The organism is Bacteroides sp. 224 (assembly GCF_010500995.1).
GTDB lineage: Bacteria > Bacteroidota > Bacteroidia > Bacteroidales > Bacteroidaceae > Bacteroides.
In genome coordinates, this window is the sequence record NZ_QVMK01000004.1 from 47,408 (window position 1) to 72,448 (window position 25,041).

The 25,041-nt window shown below is 39.2% G+C and carries 20 protein-coding genes and 1 tRNA gene; 5 read left to right on the top strand and 16 right to left on the bottom strand.

Annotation, left to right across the window (positions count from 1 at the left end):
* Window position 1 precedes the first annotated feature (1 nt).
* Entirely contained in the window at window positions 2-2,470 is a 2,469-nt protein-coding gene (gene lon, locus D0T60_RS03735) for an endopeptidase La (RefSeq protein WP_163216816.1), read from the bottom strand.
* Between the two features lie 187 nt (window positions 2,471-2,657).
* On the opposite strand from lon, the gene D0T60_RS03740 reads away from it, so the two are divergent.
* A complete protein-coding gene (locus D0T60_RS03740) occupies window positions 2,658-3,368 on the top strand; it encodes a tRNA1(Val) (adenine(37)-N6)-methyltransferase (protein WP_163216817.1) in 711 nt (236 codons plus the stop codon).
* A gap of 81 nt (window positions 3,369-3,449) precedes the next feature.
* On the opposite strand, the gene D0T60_RS03745 is transcribed toward D0T60_RS03740, so the two are convergent.
* From D0T60_RS03745 to D0T60_RS03760, 4 genes are all read right to left on the bottom strand, one after another.
* Window positions 3,450-3,524, bottom strand: a tRNA-Pro gene (locus tag D0T60_RS03745).
* 249 nt (window positions 3,525-3,773) lie between these two features.
* Window positions 3,774-4,658: a vitamin B12 dependent-methionine synthase activation domain-containing protein gene (locus D0T60_RS03750; protein ID WP_163216818.1), complete on the bottom strand. Its 885-nt coding sequence runs from the start codon at window positions 4,656-4,658 to the stop codon at window positions 3,774-3,776.
* The gene (locus D0T60_RS03755; protein ID WP_163216819.1) at window positions 4,655-6,010 is read right to left on the bottom strand and encodes a dihydroorotase; all 1,356 of its coding nucleotides are present in this window, start codon (window positions 6,008-6,010) and stop codon (window positions 4,655-4,657) included. Before D0T60_RS03755 ends, D0T60_RS03750 begins: the two co-directional genes overlap by 4 nt.
* Complete coding sequence (locus D0T60_RS03760; RefSeq protein ID WP_163216820.1) at window positions 6,007-6,750, bottom strand: polyprenol monophosphomannose synthase; 744 nt, start codon at window positions 6,748-6,750, stop codon at window positions 6,007-6,009. The genes D0T60_RS03755 and D0T60_RS03760 overlap by 4 nt, the downstream gene beginning before the upstream one ends.
* A gap of 132 nt (window positions 6,751-6,882) precedes the next feature.
* Here D0T60_RS03760 and mfd point away from each other — a divergent pair, with 132 nt between their 5' ends.
* Together mfd and D0T60_RS03770 are read left to right on the top strand one after the other, a co-directional pair.
* A complete protein-coding gene (gene mfd, locus D0T60_RS03765; RefSeq protein ID WP_163216821.1) occupies window positions 6,883-10,254 on the top strand; it encodes a transcription-repair coupling factor in 3,372 nt (1,123 codons plus the stop codon).
* Between the two features lie 143 nt (window positions 10,255-10,397).
* Complete coding sequence (locus tag D0T60_RS03770; RefSeq protein ID WP_163216822.1) at window positions 10,398-10,703, top strand: hypothetical protein; 306 nt, start codon at window positions 10,398-10,400, stop codon at window positions 10,701-10,703.
* Window positions 10,704-11,041: 338 nt separating this feature from the next.
* Here the strand turns inward: D0T60_RS03770 and fucO are convergent, their stop codons facing one another.
* Complete coding sequence (gene fucO, locus D0T60_RS03775; RefSeq protein WP_163216823.1) at window positions 11,042-12,196, bottom strand: lactaldehyde reductase; 1,155 nt, start codon at window positions 12,194-12,196, stop codon at window positions 11,042-11,044.
* A gap of 293 nt (window positions 12,197-12,489) precedes the next feature.
* Between fucO and D0T60_RS03780 the strand changes: the two genes are divergently transcribed.
* On the top strand, window positions 12,490-15,987 hold the full coding sequence (locus D0T60_RS03780) for a proline dehydrogenase family protein (RefSeq protein WP_163216824.1): 3,498 nt from the start codon (window positions 12,490-12,492) through the stop codon (window positions 15,985-15,987).
* Here D0T60_RS03780 and D0T60_RS03785 read toward each other — a convergent pair.
* The 6 genes from D0T60_RS03785 to D0T60_RS03810 form a co-directional block, all read right to left on the bottom strand.
* Window positions 15,935-16,531, bottom strand: a complete 597-nt coding sequence (locus D0T60_RS03785; protein WP_163216825.1) for an HU family DNA-binding protein — start codon at window positions 16,529-16,531, stop codon at window positions 15,935-15,937. The genes D0T60_RS03780 and D0T60_RS03785 overlap by 53 nt on opposite strands.
* Window positions 16,532-16,952: 421 nt before the next feature.
* The gene (locus D0T60_RS03790; RefSeq protein ID WP_163216826.1) at window positions 16,953-18,755 is read right to left on the bottom strand and encodes a YgiQ family radical SAM protein; all 1,803 of its coding nucleotides are present in this window, start codon (window positions 18,753-18,755) and stop codon (window positions 16,953-16,955) included.
* Window positions 18,752-19,228, bottom strand: coding sequence for a DUF456 domain-containing protein (locus D0T60_RS03795; protein WP_163216827.1), 477 nt, complete (start codon window positions 19,226-19,228; stop codon window positions 18,752-18,754). The genes D0T60_RS03790 and D0T60_RS03795 overlap by 4 nt, the downstream gene beginning before the upstream one ends.
* Before the next feature lie 3 nt (window positions 19,229-19,231).
* Window positions 19,232-19,579: a hypothetical protein gene (locus D0T60_RS03800; protein ID WP_163216828.1), complete on the bottom strand. Its 348-nt coding sequence runs from the start codon at window positions 19,577-19,579 to the stop codon at window positions 19,232-19,234.
* A complete protein-coding gene (locus tag D0T60_RS03805; RefSeq protein WP_163216829.1) occupies window positions 19,572-19,793 on the bottom strand; it encodes a sulfurtransferase TusA family protein in 222 nt (73 codons plus the stop codon). The genes D0T60_RS03800 and D0T60_RS03805 overlap by 8 nt, the downstream gene beginning before the upstream one ends.
* A complete protein-coding gene (locus D0T60_RS03810; protein ID WP_163216830.1) occupies window positions 19,790-20,095 on the bottom strand; it encodes a hypothetical protein in 306 nt (101 codons plus the stop codon). The genes D0T60_RS03805 and D0T60_RS03810 overlap by 4 nt, the downstream gene beginning before the upstream one ends.
* A 303-nt stretch (window positions 20,096-20,398) precedes the next feature.
* On the opposite strand from D0T60_RS03810, the gene D0T60_RS03815 reads away from it, so the two are divergent.
* Entirely contained in the window at window positions 20,399-20,737 is a 339-nt protein-coding gene (locus tag D0T60_RS03815; RefSeq protein WP_163216831.1) for a zinc ribbon domain-containing protein YjdM, read from the top strand.
* 13 nt (window positions 20,738-20,750) lie between these two features.
* Here the strand turns inward: D0T60_RS03815 and prfH are convergent, their stop codons facing one another.
* The 4 genes from prfH to D0T60_RS03835 form a co-directional block, all read right to left on the bottom strand.
* Entirely contained in the window at window positions 20,751-21,374 is a 624-nt protein-coding gene (gene prfH, locus D0T60_RS03820) for a peptide chain release factor H (protein ID WP_163216832.1), read from the bottom strand.
* Window positions 21,375-21,380: 6 nt separating this feature from the next.
* Window positions 21,381-22,778, bottom strand: coding sequence for an RtcB family protein (locus D0T60_RS03825; protein ID WP_163216833.1), 1,398 nt, complete (start codon window positions 22,776-22,778; stop codon window positions 21,381-21,383).
* A gap of 423 nt (window positions 22,779-23,201) precedes the next feature.
* The gene (gene fabD, locus D0T60_RS03830; protein ID WP_163216834.1) at window positions 23,202-24,083 is read right to left on the bottom strand and encodes an ACP S-malonyltransferase; all 882 of its coding nucleotides are present in this window, start codon (window positions 24,081-24,083) and stop codon (window positions 23,202-23,204) included.
* Window positions 24,084-24,135: 52 nt separating this feature from the next.
* Window positions 24,136-24,969, bottom strand: a complete 834-nt coding sequence (locus tag D0T60_RS03835) for a hydroxymethylpyrimidine/phosphomethylpyrimidine kinase (RefSeq protein ID WP_163216835.1) — start codon at window positions 24,967-24,969, stop codon at window positions 24,136-24,138.
* Window positions 24,970-25,041: the final 72 nt, after the last annotated feature.

Consider the following 25,041-nt stretch of genomic DNA (forward strand, 5'->3'; position numbering starts at 1 on the left):
TTTAGTTTTTCTTTATAGTTAAATCTATAGCATCGCTCACTTTTTCTTTAGTAAGTGCTATAGCAAAAACCTCTTTTATATCTTTAACATAGTGGAATGTCAGTCCTTTTAAATAGATATCTTCAATCTCGTCAATATTCTTTTTGTTTTCATCGCTAAGAATAATTTCTTTGATTCCGGCACGTTTTGCTGCCAATATCTTTTCTTTAATTCCCCCAACAGGAAGAACTTTTCCACGAAGAGTTATTTCACCTGTCATAGCCAAATTTGCTTTTACCTTCCTTTGGGTTAAAGCCGATGCAAGAGATGTAGCCATTGTGATACCTGCTGAAGGACCGTCTTTAGGTATGGCACCTTCCGGAACGTGTATATGGATGTTCCAGTTTTCAAAGATTTCATCATTCAGAGCCAATAATGGAGCATGAGATTTAATGTACTCCAAAGCTAACATAGCAGATTCTTTCATTACATCTCCCAAATTACCTGTTAATGTCAAACGGCTACCTTTACCACGACTTAGACTGGTTTCAACAAATAAAATTTCGCCTCCGACAGCTGTCCAAGCCAAACCTGTAACTACACCTGCATACTCGTTTCCTTGATACTTATCTCGTGTAACTTCCGGAGCTCCTAAGTATTCATATAAATCATCAGGCTTGATTTCTGTTTTACTGATATATCCGTCTGTAGCATATTGACGTGCTATCTTACGAAGGATTTTTCCTATTTTCTTTTCCAGTTCACGAACACCACTTTCACGTGTATATGATTCAATTACTGCTTCTAAGGTAGTTTTAGGTAATTTTACGTCATTTTTCTTCATACCGGTAGCTTCCAAAGCTTTAGGTACAAGATGCTTGCGAGCTATTTCTTTCTTTTCTTCAGTGATATAACCACTAATCTCTATCAACTCCATACGATCTAACAAAGGTCCGGGAATGGAGTTAAGATTATTAGCAGTGGCAATAAACATTACTTTAGAGAGGTCATAATCTATATCTAGATAGTTGTCATGGAAAGCCATGTTTTGCTCGGGATCCAATACTTCTAACATCGCAGAAGAAGGATCTCCCTGTCTATCTGAACTCATTTTATCTATTTCATCCAAAATAAATACCGGATTAGAAGAACCTGCTTTTATCAAGCTTTTTATAATTCTTCCAGGCATAGCGCCTATATAAGTTTTACGATGCCCACGGATTTCTGCTTCATCATGAACTCCTCCCAAAGACATACGAACATATTTTCTTTTTAAGGCAGAAGCTATTGACTTTCCTAAAGAAGTTTTTCCGACTCCCGGAGGGCCATATAAACATATAATCGGAGATTTCATATCTTGTTTCAGCTTTAAAACAGCCAAATGTTCTAAGATACGTTCTTTTACCTTCTCCAAACCATAATGATCTTTATCTAAAGTTTTTTCAGCTTGAACCAAATTCAGGTTGTCTTCTGTATATACTTTCCATGGAAGAGCAAGCATCGTTTGAAGATAGTTGAGCTGTACACTGTAATCAGGTGATTGAGGGTGAACTCTTTCTAACTTAGCCAGTTCTTTTAAGAATACATTTCTAACGTCTTCTCCCCAAGGCATTCTCATGCCTTTTTCGCGCATTTCTTCTACTTCCTGCTCTTGAGTACTACCTCCCAGCTCATCTTGAATAGTTTTAATTTGCTGTTGCAGGAAGTATTCGCGTTGCTGTTGGTCAATATCCTCTTTGGCGCGCATCTGTATAGATGCTTTCAAATCAGCAAGCTGTACTTCGCGGTTTAGTATCTCAAGTAAACGATAAGCACGTTTTCTTAAAGAGTTAATTTCCAGTAACTCAATCTTTTCTTCTTTCTTGAAAGGGATGTTTGTGCAGATAAAATCTATCAGAAACATGTGATTATTCATGTTCTTAAGAGTAAATGCAGAGTCTTGTGGAAAACTATCTGAAGACTTCATATAACGCATAGCCAGATCTTTGCAGGTCTCAGCTAATGCTACAAATTCCTTATCCTCTTTTGGTGGAACTTCATCTTCCAATAAATCAATTTGTCCTGCTAAATAGGGGCGAAGCTTGGTTAAATCCTTAAGCTCCATTCGTTTTACCCCTTGAAGTATGGCAGTGGTAGTGAGATCCGGCATTTCCAGAATACGTACTACCTTAGCTATTGCTCCAACTTTATGTAAATCATCAAAAAAAGGTTCGTTTATATGAGCTTCTTTCTGACAAACAACAGCAATGTATTTTTTGCTTTTTTCTGCCTCACGAACAAGTTTCAATGATGATTTCCGACCAACAGAAATAGGTAGAAATACTTGTGGAAAGAGCACCATGTCTCTTAATGGTAAAACGGGGATTTCTTCGTCTTGTTTTATATTGATATTGGGTTGAATTTCACTTCCTTCAAAATCAGCAATCAAAGAAAAAGCATCTTCTTGTTCATCGTCAAATTCTCTCTCAATCTGATAATTTTCTTCTTTCATTTTAATCAAATTAGTTTGTATCTTGTACGCATACATATAAAAGCGAATGCAAAGTTAATCTATTCTCATTAATTAAAAAGTGGTATTCCTATAAAAAACAAAAAAACAGTATCGCATGATATTCTAAAATGAAGAATTTCTAAAATATTTATCTATTTTTGATAATTCTCTCTCAACAACAATATTAATGAGTAATTCATATTTTAAATTCAAGCAGTTTTGCATACATCAGGATAGGTGTGCAATGAAAGTAGGAACAGATGGTGTATTGCTTGGTGCATGGACCAAAGTAGATACTGCCAAAAACATACTTGACATTGGCACAGGAACAGGCTTGGTAGCTTTAATGCTTGCTCAGAGATCTTCTGCGCACATAACCGCTTTAGAAATTGACCCACTGGCAGCAAAACAAGCCGAAGAAAACATTCTGGAATCCCCTTGGAAAGACAGAATGGAAGTAGTTTGTATAGATTTCAATGTTTATACTTCTAAGGAAAAATTTGATATTATAGTATCTAATCCACCATTTTTTGTTGATTCGCTTACTTCTCCTGTAGAATCCCGTACTGCTGCCCGGCATAATTATTCTCTGCCTTATAGTGATTTGCTACAAGGTGTTTCTGCTATTTTAAATGATCTTGGAGAGTTTTCGATCATCATCCCTTACGACGTTTCTGATTCGGTTAAGTCTGTGGCAGAAGATTATAATTTGTTTCCATGCAGACAACTAAATATAATCACGACTCCTGGAAAGAATCCTAAAAGGTGCTTAATTACATTTGTTTTAGGGATGGGGGGAGGACAAAATGAAATTAGAGAATTATTGCTGGAAAAGGAAAGGCATTGTTATAGTGATGAATATGCGGCTTTGACTAAAGATTTTTATTTGAAGGGATAGCGGTCGCGCTGGCTAATGTTCTTTCGTTAGTACTAAAAAACAAAGAGACTTAAAACATTTGTTTAAGCCTCTTTATTTCTGTCGGGGTACCAGGATTCGAACCTGGGACCCCCTGCTCCCAAAGCAGGTGCGCTAACCGGACTGCGCTACACCCCGAAAAAGTGTTGTGCTTTTCTCCTAAAGCGTTGCAAAGGTAGAGGTTATTTTTTAATAAACAAACTATTTGAGATATTTTTTTTGAATAAAATTCATTTACCACTCATAATCAGCATTATAGCGTTTTATTTTTTTCTATCTCTTTCAAGTCATCTAAGTTCTTTCTGATATTTCTAAGATTATGATAGATGAGTTTTTTATATATGAAATAGAAAAATCACAAGAAGAGAGGAGAATTCAAAATGGTTTCTATATATTTCCTCCTAAAAATTTCCTCATAGTATCTACATCTATTCCTCTGCGTAAGGCGTAATCTTTGAGCTGATCTTCTCCTATTTTTCCTATTGTAAAATAGTGAGAAGCAGGATGAGATATCATAATACCCGAAACAGCCGCATGGGGAAGCATCATCCCATTTTCCGTGAGACTAATACCGATTTGATTCATTTGAATGATATCATTCAGTATAAAATTCACAGATTGATCCGGAAGAGAAGGATAACCAATTGCTGGCCGTATTCCCTGATACTTTTCGACAAGCAATTCTTTGATAGAAAGCTGTTCGTCTTTTGCATATCCCCAGACTTCCTTCCTTACATACTCATGCATCTTTTCGGTACCAGCTTCTGCCAAACGATCTGCTAATGTTTGAACAAGTAGATGCTTATAAGGGTCATTGGCATATAGCTCCTCAATTTCGGGGTCAGAGCAGGTTGCAAATACTCCTACCGTATCTGAAATACCGGAAGAAAGAGGACGTACAAAATCACTCAAACACAAATAAGGATCATGCTCTTTTTTGACTGTCTGCTGACGGAGCAACGGAAGAACTGTTCCATCTAATAGCAGATTGTCACCATCTCCATTAGCTTTACACAATTTGAAAATAGTTTGTACTTTATACTCTTTATCCAATTGATTAAGCATCCGGTTCGCTTCTTTGTATAGCTGCATAGCCTCGGAGGCTTTAGGACGATCCGATTCTGGAAAAGTAGTAAGCCAGGAAGCACGACAAACATCACAACCATGTATATCTGCAATGGCTGCAAAACGTGGTTGAAAGCCCCATGCATGGAAAAAGTAAATCCAGTTGATGTATGGCGCTATTTGATGAATAGAGTAGGTGATAATCATCTAAACCTAAGTTCTTGCCCTCTGTGAGTATCGCTTATTTGTTCATCTGTGTAAACAAGCGTACCATTCACAAAGGTTTTATCAACTTTCCAGTTGAAAGTGTGCCCTTCAAGTGGACTCCATTTACATTTACTATAGATGCTATCGGTAGTTATCACCCATGAACTGGATGGCTTAACTAATACTAAATCTGCCTGATACCCCGGCCTGATATAACCTCTGTTATTTATCTGGTAAATTTGAGCAGGAGCATGGCACATCTTCTCCACCACCTTTTCTATATCGAATACTCCTTCATCCACCAGTTCCAACATACTGACTAATGAAAATTGAATCATAGGCATTCCGGACATTGCTTTTAAAGCTCCTCCTTCTTTTTCCTGAAGCTGGTGAGGAGCATGATCTGTGGCAATGACATCTATTAAATCGGTATTCACAGCTTCGCGTAAAGCTTTGCGGTCAGTCTCTGTTTTAATGGCCGGATTGCATTTTATACGAGTTCCATAAGTTTCATAATCAGCATCGGTAAATACTAAATGAGGTATACAGGCTTCTGCCGTTATTCTCTTTTCGCTTAAAGGCTTGTTCTCGAACAGTTCCAATTCCTTGGCTGTAGTTAAATGAAGCAAATGAAGACGAGCATTTGCTTTCTGTGCTAATTCTATGGCCAGTTTAGACGATTCATAACAGGCTTCCACCGAACGTATTTCAGGATGAAAACGTAATGGTATATCTATGTCTGTTCCTTCTCCGATACCGTATTCTTCTTTATAGAATTCTGTATTCTTTTTAATTATGTCCTGATTTTCACAGTGCGCGGCAATAAGTAAGTCTGTACCATTAAAGATATTCATCAGGCTACTCATTTGATCTACCAGCATATTGCCGGTGCTCGATCCCATAAACAATTTAATGCCACATACACGATGAGCATCTAATTGACTGAAAAGAGAATAATTATTGTTAGTTGCTCCAAAGTAGCAAGAGTAGTTTACAAGTGACTTGGCAGCCATCAACTCCATCTTCTCATGCCACGCATCCAATGTTACTGTTTGCGGATTGGTGTTTGGCATATCCATAATAGAGGTTACTCCTCCAGCCACGGCTGCCCGACTTTCGGTGGTAATATCTGCTTTCTGCGTTAATCCGGGATCGCGAAAGTGTACATGATCGTCAATTACTCCGGGAAGCAGATATGAACCTTCTGCATCAATTATTTCTTCGCAAGGAGTACTTGTTTCTTCTCCTTGAACTAATATCTCGACTATTTTTTCGCCTTCAATCACTACCGAGCCGTAAACCTTTTGACCTTCGTTTACAATGATAGCATTTTTTATAAGGGTACGTTTCATTTCTTTTGAGGGTATTTATGGAACCAGCTTTTTATTTTCATACTAATAACTCCAAACATGGCTTCACCAAAAATGCTTGTGTTCATTTTGGAGGTGCCCAATTCGCGATTCACAAATATAACCGGTACTTCAACAATCTTAAATCCACATTTATAAGCAGTAAATTTCATTTCTATCTGGAATGCATATCCTTTAAAACGAATATTATCCAGACCGATAGTTTCTAAAACTTCCCGACGATAACAAACGAATCCGGCGGTGGTATCGTGCACAGACATGCGAGTAATCATTTGTACATATTTAGATGCACACCACGACATCAGTACACGTCCCATAGGCCAGTTTACTACATTTACTCCACTTACATAACGCGAGCCAACAGCTAAATCGCCTCCGTCTTCGGCACATGCTTTATATAACTTAGACAAATCCTTGGGATTATGCGAAAAGTCGGCATCCATCTCGAAGATATACTTATAATCATGCGCTAATGCCCATTTGAATCCGGCAATATAGGCAGTTCCTAAACCGGATTTCTCTTTGCGTTCAAGAATAAAAAGCTGATTGGGAAACTCATTTTGCAGTTCTTTCACGATGGCTGCTGTTCCGTCTGGAGAATTGTCTTCTACTACCAGTGCATGAAATTGTTTATCCAATGTGAAAACTGTACGAATAATGTTTTCTATATTTTCTCGTTCGTTGTAAGTTGGAATAATAATAAGGCTGTCGGACATTAACATAAGTATTGATTAAATATCGAAAAACAAATGTAGTATATTTCTCTCATTTACGAAACGATGCTTTATCAAAAGAAAGGAATATTTAGTACTTTTGTGTGAAAATTCAAAATTAGCAATAACAAAGGATAAGGAATGACCATAACCGAATTACAGCAGCGATATGCGGAACACCCCAATACCCATGTGCTGCAAACGTTACTAAATGACCCTGTTATTAATCATATTTATTGCGGCGGTATGCATGCTTCGGCTGCTTCTCTGTTTTTTTCTTCACAGATATCTGCATCTGCAGAACCTTTCATCTTTGTTCTGGGAGATTTGGAAGAAGCCGGATACTTTTACCATGACCTGACACAGATATTGGGAACGGAGAATGTGCTATTTTTCCCTTCTTCTTATCGCCGTGCCATTAAATACGGTCAGAAAGATGCTGCTAATGAGATACTTCGTACAGAAGTGCTTAGTAAAATGCAGAAAAATGCCAAGGGACTTTGTGTAGTTACCTATCCGGATGCATTGGCAGAAAAAGTAGTTTCTCAAGATGAATTAAATGATAAGACATTAAAACTACATACAGGCGAGCAAGTTGATACGGAATTTATTAAAGAAGTATTATATAGTTATGGTTTTGAGTATGTAGATTATGTTTATGAACCGGGGCAGTACGCCGTAAGAGGAAGTATTATTGATGTTTTCTCTTTTTCGTCCGAATATCCTTTTCGTATAGACTTTTTTGGAGATGAAGTAGATAGTATTCGTACATTTGAAGTAGACTCCCAGCTTTCGAAAGAGAAAATGGAAAAAATATCCATTGTACCCGACTTAGCCACCATAACAGAAAGCAATATCTCCTTTCTTGATTTCGTTTCGGAGAAATCTATATTAGCCATGCGTGATTTCTTTTGGTTAGAAGAACGAATTCAAGCCATACACAACGAGATTACAGAAAATGCAACCATTCCCAATGAGATAGACGAGTTAGCAGTGCAAGGAACGAATTTGCTAAAGCTATTAATCAATGGAGCTGAATTTGCTGCTCGTGCATTAAAATTCCGTAGAATAGAGTTTGGAAACAAACCAACCGGAACACCCCATGCCACGCTAACATTTGATACAGCCATTCAGCCCATTTTCCATAAGAATTTTGATTTGGTTGCCACCTCTCTGAAAGAATATCAATCTAACGGATTTGCTATTTATATATGTAGTGATAGTGTGAAGCAAACAGATCGTATCCGTACTATCTTTGAAGATAGGGGAGATCAGATTTCATTTACTGCCGTAGAACGTACATTGCACGAAGGTTTTAGCGATCAGACGCTAAAGATCTGCATATTCACCGATCATCAGATATTTAATCGTTTTCATAAATATAATCTCAAAAGTGACAAGGCCCGTTCGGGAAAGGTGGCTTTATCATTAAAAGAGCTAAACCAATTTATTCCGGGCGATTATGTGGTTCATACAGATCATGGGGTAGGGCGTTTTGCCGGATTGGTAAGATTACCAAATGGAGATACCACCCAGGAAGTTATCAAACTGGTGTATCAAAATGAGGATGTGGTATTTGTATCTATTCACTCCCTGCATAAAGTCTCTAAATATAAAGGCAAAGACGGAGAACCGCCTCGTTTGAATAAACTTGGAACCGGAGCTTGGGAGAAACTGAAAGATCGAACCAAAACGAAGATTAAGGATATAGCTCGTGATTTGATAAAGCTATATTCTAAACGTCGTGAAGAAAAAGGATATGCTTTTAGCTCGGACAGTTTCTTGCAACATGAATTGGAAGCAAGCTTTATTTATGAAGATACTCCCGATCAGAGTAAGGCCACGGCCGATGTAAAGCATGATATGGAACGAGACATTCCAATGGACCGGCTGGTTTGTGGAGATGTAGGTTTCGGTAAAACAGAAGTGGCGATTCGTGCAGCATTTAAAGCAGCTACAGATAATAAGCAAGTGGCAGTGCTCGTACCCACAACGGTGTTAGCCTATCAACACTTTCAAACATTTAAAGAACGCTTGAAAGATTTTCCATGCAAAGTAGACTATTTAAGTCGCGCACGTACTAAGGCACAGGCAAATGCAGTTATTGATGGCTTGAAAAAAGGCGAGGTGAATATTTTAATTGGTACACACCGAATATTAAGTAAGGATATACAATTTAAAGATTTGGGCTTGCTTGTGGTAGATGAAGAACAAAAGTTTGGAGTCAGCGTAAAAGAAAAGCTGCGCCAATTGAAAGTGAATGTCGATACGCTTACCATGACAGCTACTCCCATACCGCGAACCTTACAATTTTCGTTGATGGGTGCCCGCGATTTAAGCGTTATATCCACTCCTCCTCCTAACCGTTACCCTATACAGACGGAGTTACATGTCTTCAATGAGGAAGTAATAACAGATGCTATCAATTTTGAAATGAGTCGTAATGGACAAGTCTTCTTCGTAAATAACCGCATTGGTAACTTGCAGGAACTGAAAGCTATGATCTTGCGTAATATTCCTGATGCTCGCATAACCATAGGACATGGACAAATGGAACCTACGGAATTAGAAAAGATCATCTTCGACTTCGTAAACTATGATTATGATGTACTTATTGCCACCTCCATCATTGAAAGTGGTATAGATATTCCCAACGCAAACACGATTATAGTTAATCAGGCACAAAACTTTGGGTTGAGCGATTTGCATCAATTACGTGGTCGTGTAGGACGAAGCAATAAGAAAGCATTCTGCTATTTATTGGCTCCTCCGCTTTCTTCGTTGACTCCTGAAGCGCGTCGCCGCCTACAAGCCATAGAGAACTTTAGCGATTTGGGCAGCGGCATACACATCGCCATGCAAGATTTAGACATTCGGGGAGCAGGCAACATGTTGGGAGCAGAGCAAAGTGGATTTATAGCAGACCTTGGATATGAAACCTATCAGAAAATTTTAAGCGAAGCTGTACAGGAACTTAAAAATGATGAATTTGCCAATCTATATGCCGAAGAAATAAAAGGAGATGGTATAATCAGCGGAGAACAATTTGTGGAAGACTCAACTGTAGAAAGTGATCTGGAGCTGCTTTTACCAGCCGACTATGTTACAGGAAGCAGTGAACGTATGTTACTGTATCGCGAACTGGATAGTTTAACATTAGATACCGAAGTAGAAGCTTTTCGCGCTCGCTTGGAAGATCGTTTTGGTCCTATACCTCCCGAAACTCAAGAGTTACTTCGTATTGTTCCGCTTCGGCGTTTAGCTGCAAGGTTAGGAGCCGAAAAGGTTTTCCTAAAAGGAGGACGCATGAGTCTATTCCTTGTGTCCAATCAGGAAAGTCCCTATTATCAAAGTGCTGCTTTTGGGAAGTTAATCAGTTATATGATGAAATATCCTAAGCGTTGTGATCTTCGGGAACAGAACGGAAAGCGTTCTATGCTGGTAAAATCAGTATCTAATGTAGAAACAGCTGTAAGCGTTCTGCAAGAAATGGTTGCTATGGAAAGTGATTAATAAATACTTTTTTTAAGCGACATTTGGAATATTTTTCATGACTTACGGAACTTGTTAATATAATTCCATGTTACTATATTTGTGAAAGTACAACTTTTTTAATAAAATATAGATACAGAATTAAACCTTAACAAGAAAAAGTCATGAGAGCAGCCCTTTTTTTAGAGAACAACAAATTGTGCAGCATCGCAGATGATGTGGAACAAAGGAATTTGAGAGTAATTGTGTTTGGACGTGATGAGAATTTTAATATCTGCATGTCCGACGAGTATTTAGAGAACCCAAGCGTTGGTTACTTAATGCTGTGGCTTTACAGCTCACGTATTCATAAAATCTTTGTAAAAGATGTAGATGAAAAATTGAAACCAATGTTAGATGAGATTGATGTTACCGTTAGAGTGAAAAAAGAATTAGAAAATGAACCTCTTTTAATTGGGGTTTCTTATTAGTTTTGTTCAATAAATTACAAGCAATTACCCCGAAGGGATAGGGCATTCAGTTGATCGTCCCAGAGGGACACTTTAAAACAGCCCGGGGTACAGTGAGCATAGCGAACGGCACCCCGGGTATAAATAACGATCCAGGAGATGGCGTCCCGAAGGGACAACTCAATGAAATAACTGGCTAATGGGGCTATTAAGCTGTCCCTTCGGGACGCGGGGTGATGATGCTTTTCAATTTATACCCGGGATGTCGCTTCGCTTTATCCCGGGCTGCTTTAAACTGACCCTTCGGGTCGAAAAACGGCAATAATCCTTAACTTAACACCCTACCTTCGGGGTAATTGCTAAAGCACTTTCTTATAAAGCTCAAGGATAATCTCCTTATTCACTTCTCTTGGGTTACCCGGCGTACAAACATCCGCAGCAGCAGATTCTGCCAACTTATCCAAATCACTTTCTTTAATGCCTAATTCAGACAAATGTTGTGGAATACCTAAGCGGATAGACAACTCTTTCACCGCTTTTACAGCAGCTTCCGCAGCTTGTTCTTTCGTCATATCACAAGAATACACATTCATAGCTTTAGCAATGAGTACATACTTATCTAATGCTGCCGGAGCGTTAAACTCCATAATCGTAGGCAAAAGTAGTGCGTTGGCAACTCCATGAGGAATATCAAAAATAGCTCCTAATGGATGAGCCATACCATGTACAACTCCCAAACCGACATTCGAGAATGCCATACCGGCAATGTATTGAGCTACAGCCATACCATTACGCGCTTCTGCATTATTGGGCTCGTTAGTGGCAGTTTCCAGGTAGCGGGCAATCATTTCAATGGCTTTGATTTCAAACATATCACTCATTTCCCAAGCTCCTTTGGTGATTAAGCCTTCAATGGCATGAGTCAAAGCATCGAGTCCGGTAGAAGCGGTAAGACTTTTAGGAAGTGTGTACATCAGTTCTGCATCTACAATGGCAATGGCAGGAATGTCGTTAGGGTCTACACATACCATTTTCTTTTCGTTCACTTCGTCGGTAATTACATAGTTGATAGTTACTTCCGCAGCAGTTCCGGCAGTAGTAGGCAATGCTATGATGGGAACAGATTTCTTTTTAGTAGGAGCCACGCCTTCCAAAGAAACCACATCACTAAACTCCGGATTATTGGTAATAATACCTATGGCTTTCGCTGTATCTATAGATGATCCTCCTCCAATAGCGAGAATAAAATCGGCTCCGGAAGCAGCATACGCTTCAACACCAGCCTTTACATTGGTTACTGTAGGGTTAGGCTTAATCTCACTGAATATTTCATAAGGTATATGAGCAGCTTCGAGCACCTTCAGCACTTTATCTGCCACACCATACTTAATAAGGTCTTTGTCGGTTGCTACAAATGCTTTCTTTAAACTTAAACGAGCAATTTCTTGAGGGAGAACTTCACGAGCTCCCGGTCCGAAGTAAGATACTTCGTTTAGGATGAAACGGTTAATCATAATTTTACTATTATTTTTAGAGTTTTAAAGTTAGAAACTATTGTTCCTTTAGAAGTCGTAAAAATAATAGTTTTTATTGGTTGAATAATGATAAGAATGATTCAATTATTAATGTATTTGGTTTATTTTGCAGAAACTGCCCAACTAAATTAATCTGTCAGCAGAAAATAGGTTGTATAACATATTTTACTCTGATTCAAGCAGTTATATGCTTAAACTTTGCAAATTCGCGGACTTTTTGTTGTTTTTGTCGGTAAGATCATTTATCTTTCTACACATAATTCTAATATTCTATGACAAACCACATCCATTCTGCGGAAGTTCTTAATTGGGCCAAAGACTTCCTGACGAAAGCAGAGAAAGAACTATCTCCTGCCGAAGTAAAAGAGCAACGCATGTTCGCATCTTTAGTAACCGATCCTAAGAATAAGGTGATTCTAACCAAATTACTTGATGAATCTTCTCAAATACGCGATACCCGGAAACTGTCGCGTAGAATGAAAACTATTTTTGCAGAATATGGAGTTCCCAATTTCTTTGGCAAGACCTACGAATATTTGGGTTATATGTTCAGAGACTTTGGATATCTGTTTGACTTTATTGCAGTACCCATTTTTAAAAGTGTATTGCGCAAAGAAACAAGTAAAATCATTATAAAAGAAGAGCGCCCTGCATTAAGCAAACATTTAGGAGACAGATGGAATCATAATATTGGTCAGAATGTAAACCTGTTGGGCGAAGTTGTATTGGGTGATGGAGAAGCCAATCATCGTTATGAGCATTATCTGGCTGCATTAAAAGAACCGGATATCAATTATATCTCTATTAAAATATCCGGTATTTACGCGCAGTTAAATCCGCTTAGCTATGAAAAAAGCAAAAAGGATTTATGTGAGCGCATTACTCATATCTTCCAAACTGCTATCGACCATCCTTATATAGAAAAGGATGGAACTTCATCTCCTAAGTTTGTCAATCTCGACATGGAGGAATATAAAGATACCGAACTTACGCTTGATGTTTTTACTACTGTTATGGCTATGCCTCAATTTAAGAATTTTACAGCAGGTATTGTGGTACAAGCTTACTTGCCGGATGCTATTTTCTTTTATACTCATTTATTGGAGTTTGCAAAGAAAAGAGTAGAAGAGGGAGGTGCACCTATTAAAGTAAGATTGGTAAAAGGAGCCAATTTGCAGATGGAAACGATTGTCTCTTCTCTTAAAGGATGGTCGAATCCGATACTTCCTACCAAAATAGATGTAGATGCCAATTACCTGCGCATACTTGACATAGCTTTACAGCCGGAGAATATGAAAGCCATACATATTGGCGTTGCTTCGCATAACTTTTTCACTATCGGTTATGCATACCTGCTAAGTAAAGCCAATGGGGTGGAAGAATATGTTACCTTCGAAATGTTGGAAGGCATGGCCAACCATTTACCGCGAGTGATGCGAAGCCTTGGCAAGCAGATTATTCTCTACACACCGGTGGTTAAAAAGGAACATTTCTTGAATGCAGTTTCTTACTTAGTGCGTCGTTTAGATGAGAATACCGGAAAAGATAATTTCCTGACTTATTCTTTTAATCTGAAAGTGCACAGCGATGAATGGAATTTTCTGCAAGAGCAATTTCTGGCTGCTTATGAAAAGAAAGACAAGGTAGAACCCGCCGTTTATCGTACGCAAGACCGGACAAAGACACAAGAACCCTGCAAGGATCTTACTACTTTCAGTAATGAACCGGATACCGATCTTGATTTGAAACAAAACAGAGAGTGGGCGCTTGCTGCATTAGATAGATGGATGAACAAAACGGCAGAAGAATATATTATTCCTGTTCAGGTAGGAGATAAAGAGTTTATCACCGAAAAGAAAAAAAGATATTACGACCGCAGCAGAAATGATGAATATTGCTTTTGTGAAGTTAACATGTCTACCCAGGAGCAAGTAGAAGAAATTATAGACACTGCCCAAAAGGATGCTTCCGGATGGAGAGAAACAACACTCGATGTTCGTAATAAGATTCTTCATGCCACCGCCGAGGTTATGGCGAACAGACGCGAGGATTTGGTTGCCTGTATGTCTGCCATCACCGGTAAAACATTTATGGAGGGTGATGTGGAAGTATCGGAAGGTATTGATTTCTGTCGGTTCTATCCTATTTCAATGAAAGCATTCGAGGAGTTAGAAAGCATCTCTTATAAGCCCAAAGGAGTTATTTTAGTAATTCCGCCTTGGAATTTCCCGTTTGCAATTCCGGTAGGAGGCGTTGCTTCTGCACTGGCAGGAGGTAATACAGTTATACTGAAACCTGCTACGGTTGCATTTCCTATTGCGTGGGAATTTGCCAAATGCTTCTGGGAGGCAGGTGTTCCCAAAGATGCTTTACAGGTTATTTGTCCGGGCGACAGGAGTTCTTTGAACTATCTATCTGCACATCCTTCCGTAAAACACATTATCCTGACCGGAGGAACAGATACCGCGTTCAGGCTCTTGGAAAATAGTCCTCATACGCCACTTTCCGCAGAAACGGGAGGAAAGAATGCTATTATTGTGACTGCGGCGGCAGATCAGGATCATGCCATTTTGAATGTTGTATCTTCTGCATTTAGTAATGCGGGACAAAAGTGTTCTGCCTGTTCTTTGTTATTACTGGATAAAAAGACATATCATGACGAAACTTTTAAATCTAAATTAAAAGATGCTGTTACCAGTATGCATACAGGTAGTGTGTGGGAGAGTGATAATAAGGTAGGCCCTATGATAACCAATGATAATGACAAGCTTCTTTATGCCATAGATAATTTGGAACCCGGCGAATCTTGGCTTGTGCCTCCTGTTTTTGCCGATGAGAAAAAGTATATACTTAAACCGTGTGTGAAATGGGGAGTGAAGCCGGGCAATTATACCTTTAAAACAGAGTTATTTGCTCCATTGCTTTCTGTGGTTTGCATCAACGATTTGGAAGAAGGTCTTACATTCGCCAACTCTACCGACTATGGATTAACGTCGGGACTTCAAAGTTTAGATGAAAAAGAAATAGCGCTTTGGAAAGAAAAGATGGAAGCCGGAAACCTTTATATAAACCGGGGTATTACAGGAGCTATTGTTCGCCGACAACCTTTCGGTGGAATGAAACGTTCTGCTTTTGGTGCCGGTATTAAAGCTGGTGGTCCTAATTATGTATCTTGCTTTGTGGAGTTTACAGACCATAAAATAGGTGTAGCTCCCGATGAAGAATACCTGCTTATGGCTCGCCAAAGTTATGCCAAAGCTTGGGAAAATGAGTTTAGTGTAGAAAGAGATGTCAGTCACATTGTAGGAGAATCAAACATTTTCCGTTATTTGCCTCTGAAGTCGATAGCTGTTCGCTTGCAAGATACAGATAGCTTAACAGATGCTCAATTAATAATGTATGGGGTTGCTAATACGCCAAGCCATGCTGTAATTAGTTTATCTTCTTCCAACCCTTATTTAAAAGAAATCAAGCAAGAGGCGGAAAGCTATAACATTCCGGTCATTGTACAAGAAGAAGATCTATTTATTTCCGAAATGAATAAGTATGAGCGTATTCGTACTTGCTCATCAGATTTGTCGGAAGCCATTTATCGGAAAGCGGCTGAATTGGGATTGTATATCGCTACCCATAAGCCGCTATCAGAAGGACGAATTGAACTGCTTCATTACCTGAAAGAGCAAAGTATATCGTATGAATATCACCGGTATGGGAGTATTATTGAGGAACCCACACATACACCGGCTGCATACGTGTATTCTCATTCTTGATTTTTCCTTCTTCCTTCAGTCTTTTAATATGTCGGGATGCCGTAATAGTCGTCATCCCGCATAATTCTTGAAAAAGTCTACGTGTTATAAAAGAGTTTTTCTGGAAAAAAGCCTCTAACTTCTTATCTATTTGTTCGTGAGTTAACTTTACTGAGTGATTTCTAATGCGGGCACGTTCTGTTTGCACATATTTTAGTTTCTTATTTAGATCTTTATCGGCTCTGAACTTTACCGATTTAAACCATACACTTTGTGCTCTTGTTTTCTTTGGGTCTATTTCGGTAGTAGTTTTAAGTGTCACCTGAAAATACCCAATACCTTCTATGTGTACTCGATTACTTTCGGCTAACTCATCTGCCAATACTTGGCTTAATTGTACTAATACCCCTTTTACATCTCCTATGGTTAATGAAGATGCATGTTGTATCCGAGCGGCTAACTCATTGGTGCTGACGGTTTTCAAGGTAACTGTACGTGCGCAGTACTTGCTTTTCCCTTTTTCTGATAAATCGGGGATCTCATAAAATTCAAATTCTATTGGCATATTCTATTCTTTTGTATTAAGTGTATCAATAATCTAACCACTGTAGTTCTATTGCTAAAGGTAGCTTATTCTATGTCTAAAACTAGATACTTTCTTTAGTACAGTAAGCTGTTTACTGTCTTTATCACAGGCATGATAAATGATTTTCATGTGCATGATGAAATTTTATCATCATGGTGATAAATACTTATCATGGTCGTGATAAAACAACTAACTACTATACAAAGATATACAAAAAGGGCTACTTAGAGAAATAAAGAGAGGTGTTTAAAGGAATGAATAAGGGGAGGGAAAGAACTGTATCCATATAAGTAAGTGCTCAGAATTAATTCATATCTTATCAGTCACCCCGATAGGGGTGAGATGTGCATAACCCCTGTCGGGGTAAATGCTTGCTGTTTAATTAATAGATGAATATCTCCTAATACAACTTATTAATCAGGTCATTGCGGCCTATACGTCTTAGTTCAGCGATAATTCTTTTTTTCTCTTCGGGTTTATACCAGAAAAAGAATTGTCGCTGTGCTATTTTCTCGCGTTGTGTTTTGGCACTATACACAGGTTTTAATGTATATGGGTGAAAACCGGTATACCAAGCTTCGGTAGCTACCGTCATAGGAGTAGGGGTAAAGTCTTGCACCTGTTCCAAATGAAAATCCAAACGCTTGGTTATAACTGCCAGTTCTGCCATATCTTCCTCTTTACATCCGGGATGACTGCTTATAAAGTAAGGAATTAACTGTTGCCGTAGATTCTGTTCTCTATTAATGCGATCAAATTGGCGTTTAAATTCTTCGAATTGTTTAAAAGATGGTTTGCGCATCATTTCCAATACTTGATCGCTGGTATGTTCGGGAGCAACTTTTAACCGACCGCTAACATGCTTGATAATCAACTCGCGGGTATACTCGCCTGCTGCCTTATTAATAGCAGAGTTACTACTATTGTGCAACATTAAATCATACCTTACGCCACTACCAACAAAACTCTTTTTAATTCCTTGTATGGCATCTACAGAACGGTAAATATCTAATAAAGGACGATGATCGGTGTTCAGATTCGGACATATTTGGGGATGAATACAAGAAGGTCGTTTGCACTTCCGACATTTATTTTCATCCAAGCCGCTCATTCGATACATATTGGCCGAGGGTCCTCCTAAATCGCTTAAATATCCTTTGAAATCGGGTAAGTCCATTACCTTTTTTACTTCATCCAGAATGCTTTTCTTACTACGACTTACAATAAACTTGCCTTGATGGGCAGAGATGGTGCAAAAAGCGCATCCTCCAAAGCATCCCCGATGTAGATTGATAGAGAACTTAATCATATCATAAGCAGGTATACGCTTATTCTTATATTTGGGATGCGGCAATCGGGTATAGGGAAGATCAAAAGAACGATCGAGTTCTTCCTCTTTCATAGGAGGGTAGGGAGGATTCACTACAATCGTGCAGTTGTCTACATCTTGCAATATGCGCGATGCTGCATATTTATTGCTTTCTTCTTCTATGTATTTGAAGTTTACAGCTTGTTTCTTTTTATCCTTCAGGCATTCTTCGTGCGAGAAAAGTCGGATATCTCCTTCTTTATCTGTAATCTTTGGAGTAGAATAAGCTGTTTGGGGTAAATCGGTAGGAATTTCGTTCTTCTCCTTCATTCTTTGCGCTAAATCTACAATGGGTTTCTCGCCCATGCCATAGATAAGCAGATCTGCCTTGCTGTCACAAAGAATGCTTTTACGGAGTGCGTCCTGCCAATAATCATAATGGCTCAAACGCCTTAGAGAAGCTTCAATACCTCCTAACACGACGGGAACATCCGGATAGAGCTCTTTGAGTATTTGCGTATATACTATGCTGGGATATTCGGGGCGCATGTCTGGTCGTCCGTCCGGGGTATATGCATCTTCGCTGCGCAAACGTTTGTTAGCAGTGTATTTATTTACCATGCTATCCATGCAACCGGCACTAATACCAAAAAAAAGTCTGGGTCGCCCCAGTTTCTTAAAATCACGAAGGTCATCCCGCCAGTTTGGCTGAGGAATAATAGCTACTTTCAACCCTTCGGCTTCGAGAATGCGACCTATAACAGCCGCGCCAAAAGAGGGATGGTCTACATAAGCGTCTCCACTGAAAAGGATCACATCCAGTTCGTTCCATCCTCGCAGTTCTACTTCTTTCTTAGTGGTTGGTAGCCAGTCGGTTAGTCTATATTCTATCATATCAGCGCACTCACAAAGCAATAAATAAACCAACCGCAAACTATGAACTTAAGAATAGTACCGAATAAAAAACCGAAAAAGGCTCCGGCTCCGGCTTTTAAAGCTTCCTTGGTTTCTTTTCCTCCCAATAGCTCGCCAACGAAGGCTCCTGCAAAGGGGCCAACAATTATTCCCCAGGGCGGAAATACAAAGATTCCTGCTATGGTTCCTATCAGGCAACCCCATACTCCCCATTTGGTGCCTCCCAACTTCTTAGTTCCCAACATAGGAATAAAGTAGTCGACTACTTGCACTATGATGACTATGATTAGCCAAATGATGAGTTGTTTTAACGTAAACTGTACTTTATCAGTAATGTGTAAAAGTAATAAGGCTCCATACGCTAAGGGAGGGCCGGGAAGTATGGGCAGTACACAGCCTATTAAACCTAATAACAGGCAGATGCATCCCAGAATAATTAAGATGATATCCATTATTTATTTTATTTTTTTAATGATGCTGATGAACTCTTCATCCGTCATCCCAAAATCATGTTCTTTGTAGTTTATAAAATCTTCTAAATAATCACTTGCAATGCTGTCCATAAGCTCCTTACCGTTTACTGCGGCTTCGTCGAGCATAAAGCGAATCATGCCCTGATAGGCTCTGATGGTGTTCAAGCGCTGTTCGGCTCCCGGTACGTTCATCATTTCGCATTGATGTGCATTACGGGCAATTAAGTACACGGTAGTATAAAACTTATCTGTACTACCATAGATTTCTTTAATTTGTTTAATAAGAGGTTGGGGCAGTTTCTTTAATCTGTCAATAGTGCTATTATTCATGAGAAATTGTGAATTGCAGGGTCATTCGATCTTCATCATAGATTTCGCGAAACCCTATATTCTGTTCGGAGAGGTATTCTTTTAAATCTTTGAATACCTCTTTATTATCAGTTACTATTTGTATCTTTTCTCCGGCTTTGGCCTTACATATAGCACATACAGCCGGAATTAGCGGACTATATTTTTCTATTCCGCATACATCTATTATCTTCATTCTTCTTCTCGTTTGGATAATCTATCCAGGTATAAACGTATAAGCTGTTGTAACCCAAAAGCTTTCATATTATTGTGGTAGATAACGTCGATGCAAAGATCAAGAAGCTCTTTGCTATCTTCTACCTGAGCTGCAATGAGCGAACGTATGTTTAGCTTCAATTTATCCAGCACATCTTCATCTACAATACCTGTACTATCTATCAGATGACGGAATAAGGCATATTTTTCAATAGTGTCTAAGTTGTTGTCTGACACTTCAATAGTACGGGTTCCTTTGGCATTTGCTTGTATTGTATACATGATTTTTTGTTTTTGGTTATGTAAATATACAATAATAAATCAAACAGACTCTAAGTATGCTCCTAAATTTAATGTACCTTTGCAATCTCAGAGCCTGTTTAAATTTTGCTCGTTCTTTTATTTAGTTCTATTTTTAGGCTGTTTGTTTTCTTTTTAAGGTGATAATAGCGGGCTATTTGAACCGCAAAAAGAGAAGAAACAGACAAAAAGAGTACTAAAGAAAAAACGAAAGCATCCTATAATAATTATTCTGTGGAAAATTTAAACAGGCTCTTATTTTTTTAACGATAAAAGATTATACAAATGGAAGAAACACCTAACTGCCCCAAGTGTGGCATGGCGAACACCTATTTTGATGGTGCATTGAATGTATGCCCCGATTGTTTTCATGAATGGGGAGCCGGTGAGGGAGAAACAGAAAGCGCTGTAGATGAGACACCACGCGACTCTAACGGTGCAGAACTTCAAAATGGCGATTCTGTAACTGTAATAAAGGATTTGAATGTAAGAGGTTCATCCTTAGTAATAAAAAGAGGAACGAAAGTAAAAAACATCCGATTAACCGATAACCCGGAAGAGGTAGATTGTAAAATCAATGGCTCGGGTATTGTTTTGCGGACGGAATTTTTAAGAAAAGGGTGAGGGGAGTTCCCCCTCACTTTTTCATTACCTCTTGGAATGTTTTTATCGGATTACCGCGCTCCAGGGTATTATGATTACTCCAATTTTCCTGTACGGTTTCTACAATTCGTCCGATATTCCACTCGGCTAACTTAATTATCAGTCGTTCGGTAGCCAGCTTTTTGTTTTGCAACTGCGAGCGTTGATCACTGGCCATTACACTGATTCCCGAAGGAAGATGAATGGCTCTTACTGCCGACTCTGTTTTGTTCACATGCTGCCCACCGGGGCCTGATGCGCGTAATGTTTGATAGCTTATTTCCTTTTCGCTAAAACCATAGTGCTCCGGTTGCTTATAAGCGTTTACTCCTACAAACCAATTTTTCCGTTTATGATAGATGCGATAAGGGCTTTGCGCTATCCATTGAACAGAACCTTTCCATTCTTCGGCCAGTGCATCGCATCCTTTTCCGGAAAGCGATAAAGTAGCCGAAGCGAGTGTACGGTTTATGGGGCCTGCTTCGCGATACAGCACTTCGGTTTCAATCCCTTTTGCTTGTGCCTCCGAAAGAATCTTTTCCAGCACCAAGGCAACTACGCGGCAACATTCCGCAGGGCCACGACCTGATGTTATTTGAAGATATATTTTATGATTCATACGTTTTTATTCTTTATTCATTCTTACTATTCTTGGCATAAACTTGCCATGTATATCTACCAGCGATTCTTGTGCCTGCATAATGCGGTCAATCTCTTTATAAGCTAAAGGAGTTTCTTCCACGCTGCCACCAATAAGCGTAACACCTGCCTGAGATAGCATTTTCTTTAAAGCTGATTGTGTAAACTGCTCCTTTGCTTTTTGTCTCGACATGGCTCTTCCGGAACCATGTGAAGCAGAATTCAGAGATTCGGTCACTCCTTTACCACATACCAGGTATCCCGGAGTAGCCATACTTCCCGGAATAAATCCCGGTTGACCTTTTCCGGCAGGGGTTGCTCCTTTGCGATGTACAATGGCATATTGTCCCGGAGCAATTTCTTCTCTCCATGCAAAGTTGTGATGATTACTAATATTGGCTATTGGCTTTATTCCCAATGCTTTAGAGAGATTTATACTAATCCTCTCATGGCAAGCGCGGGCAAAGTCACCGGCCAGATTCATGCTCATCCAGTATTCTTGTCCGGCTTCGCTATCCATTGTTAACCAAGCAAAATGTTGTGCTTCGCGCGGAAGTTTACAGGCTTCTCTTGCTATATCACTATAATGTTTGGCAATAGCAGCACCCATGCCGCGAGAACCGGAATGAGAGAGTAGGGCGGTATATTTACCTTCGGGCAAATTCAATACATTGTCGGCAAATAATTCCATCTCACCAAATTCCACAAAATGATTTCCTCCACCTGAACTACCCAACTGACGAACAACTTTGCCATGCAACATTTTTAATAAAGGAGTTAATTGAAACTCCGAACGATCCAATATTTCATGCTCTTGGGCAAAAGGCAATGCTCCCGTAATTCCAAAATGAGTATACGCTTTCAATGCTTCTTTTATCTGATAGGCATAGCGTTTCAGAAAATCCGTATTTGCATCGAAGAGAGTCAAGCTCATTCTGCATCCAATATCAAGTCCTACAGCATACGGAATCACAGCATTGTTCACAGCCAATACACCGCCTATGGGTAAACCGTATCCGGCGTGGGCGTCGGGCATCAATGCACCTGCCACTGTAACAGGTAAGCGCATGGCCATCTGCATTTGTTGTTTGGCAAGCGAGTCAATGTATTTGCTTCCATACGTTTTGTAAGGCAATGGTTCATCATGTAGTTCATACACAGTAAATACTTTCTCATTGGAAGAAGGTGCGAAGTGATCAGCAAGCTTCTGCCAGATTTCGTTGTTTTTATACCTTTCGGGATATTGCAATAAGTCGTTTAAAACAGCTATTATCTGCTCTTTTGTTTCGTGTTTGCAGTGCTTGTTTATGATATTAATAGCCAGACTCCGAGCTACATTGTTGGTATATCCCAGTTTACTTAATTCTTTAGGTTGTATTCCCATATAATATGACAATCCTTTTCGACATACAGACAGTTGACAAGACACAAGCCATACTGTCGATATATCGACATAATAAAATAATTTTAGAAAGATTTGGAGGGACTAATTAACTATAGTATCAAAAGCAGCCGTTTAAATATTGATAAGTCATAAAGACATGAAGTCACAAGGGTTCATCCTCCCGATGAGCCAGCTTAGTCCCGAATTTGATTATTTTGATATCTCCAACATAATGGTACCCTTTCTCTTCGTTTTTAAGGGTTAATACTTTGTTTTTCGGGGGCAAAGATAGAGATAAATATTGAAATGCAAAATAAAAACAAAAAAAGCTATATAAATACAGAGGCACAAAGTCACAGAGTTTTTTATATTCTCTGTGTCTTTGTGCCTCCTTGTTTGTTGATTTTAAGAACAGTACGTTCTTTATGCTATTCCGTGAGCACTTACTCCCGGCTCAATCTTCTTGATTAACCCTTGAAGCACAGCACCCGGACCACATTCAGTAAAGTCAGTAGCGCCATCAGCTACCATGTTTTTAACAGTCTGTGTCCAACGTACAGAAGCTGTAAGCTGAGCTACCAGATTCTTTTTGATTTCTGCCGGATCTGTGTGAGGCAACGCATCCACATTTTGATATACAGGACATTTAGGCGTATGAATTTCTGTTGCATTGATAGCAGCTTCCAACTCTACCTTAGCAGGTTCCATTAATGGAGAGTGGAAAGCACCACCCACTTTTAATGGAAGCGCACGTTTAGCACCGGCAGCTTTCATCAATTCGCATCCTTTCTCAATACCACCCATCGAACCGGAAATAACTAATTGTCCCGGACAGTTGTAGTTTGCAGGTACACATATCTCATCGGTGATGGTAGCGCATACTTCTTCTACTTTTTCGTCTGATAATCCAATGATTGCAGCCATAGTAGAAGGTTGTAGTTCGCAAGCTTTTTGCATAGCCATGGCACGAGCGTACACTAACTTCAATCCGTCTTCGAAAGAAAGAGCTCCTGCAGCTACTAATGCAGAGAATTCACCTAATGAGTGTCCTGCTGTCATTTCAGGTTGAAAAGCATCTCCCATGCATAATGCAGAGATTACAGAATGTAAAAATACAGCCGGTTGAGTAACCTTGGTTTGACGAAGATCTTCATCCGAACCTTCGAACATAATATCTGTAATGCGATATCCTAAAATATCATTTGCTTTTTCAAATAACTCTTTAGCCAATGGAGAACTTTCATAAAGATCTTTACCCATTCCTGAGAATTGAGCGCCCTGGCCGGGAAATACAAATGCTTTCATTGTTTTCGTCTTTAAATGGTTTTAAAAATAACGATGCAAATGTAAGCATTATTTAGAAACCATTATTAAGAATACGCATTTTTTCGGGTTCGAATGAATGGCAAATGCTGTCGGAACTGCGTCCCAAACGAACACCGCTACCTATTTTTACTGCTTGCTGGATATATACTTGTGCTTCTTCTACTGCTTCATTCAATGTTTTACCCAAAGCTATGTATGCGGCCACAGCAGCAGAGAAACAAGAGCCAACTCCATGAATACGTGGAGGGACAAAGTTACCCAAATCATATATCCACTTTTCCCCATTAGGTGAATGAAGAATATGGCACCTATGACCACTTTCCGGGCAGAATCCTCTTAGCAAGATAGACATGTTACTTATTTCCGAAAGATTTTGGGCAGATTGCGCCATTTCTTCTCTGGAAGATACCTTAATGCTGGTAAGTGCTTCTGCTTCTTCCAGAGTCAGCGTTATTAAATTGGTAAAATGAAATAGCTCGTCTTGAATGGCTTTAATCGCATCCTCCTCAAGCACAGTTTGCCCGGCAATAGTGAAGATAACCGGATCGAACACCACATAACGCGGATGGTATTTCCTTAATCCTTCAGCAATTGTTCGAATAATATTAGTGTCATTCACAAAGCCAATCTTTATGACATCCGGATGAATATCTTCCATAACGGCTTTTATTTGTTTCTCAATGAACTCAACAGGGGCATTATGTATGCTCTCAATAGCTCCCTGAGTGTTATGAACCACGATAGAAGTAGTGGCAGCACAAGCGTATGCTCCTAAAGAAGTTACAACTTTGTTATCTGCCTGTACGCCTGCACTACCTAAACAATCCGACGCACCAATAGAAAAGACAATAGGATAATGTTTCATCACTTTTATTTTTATAGTTAGCTATTAGGTTAATGGCAAAAATATTAAAAAAAACAATACTAAAAAGTAATT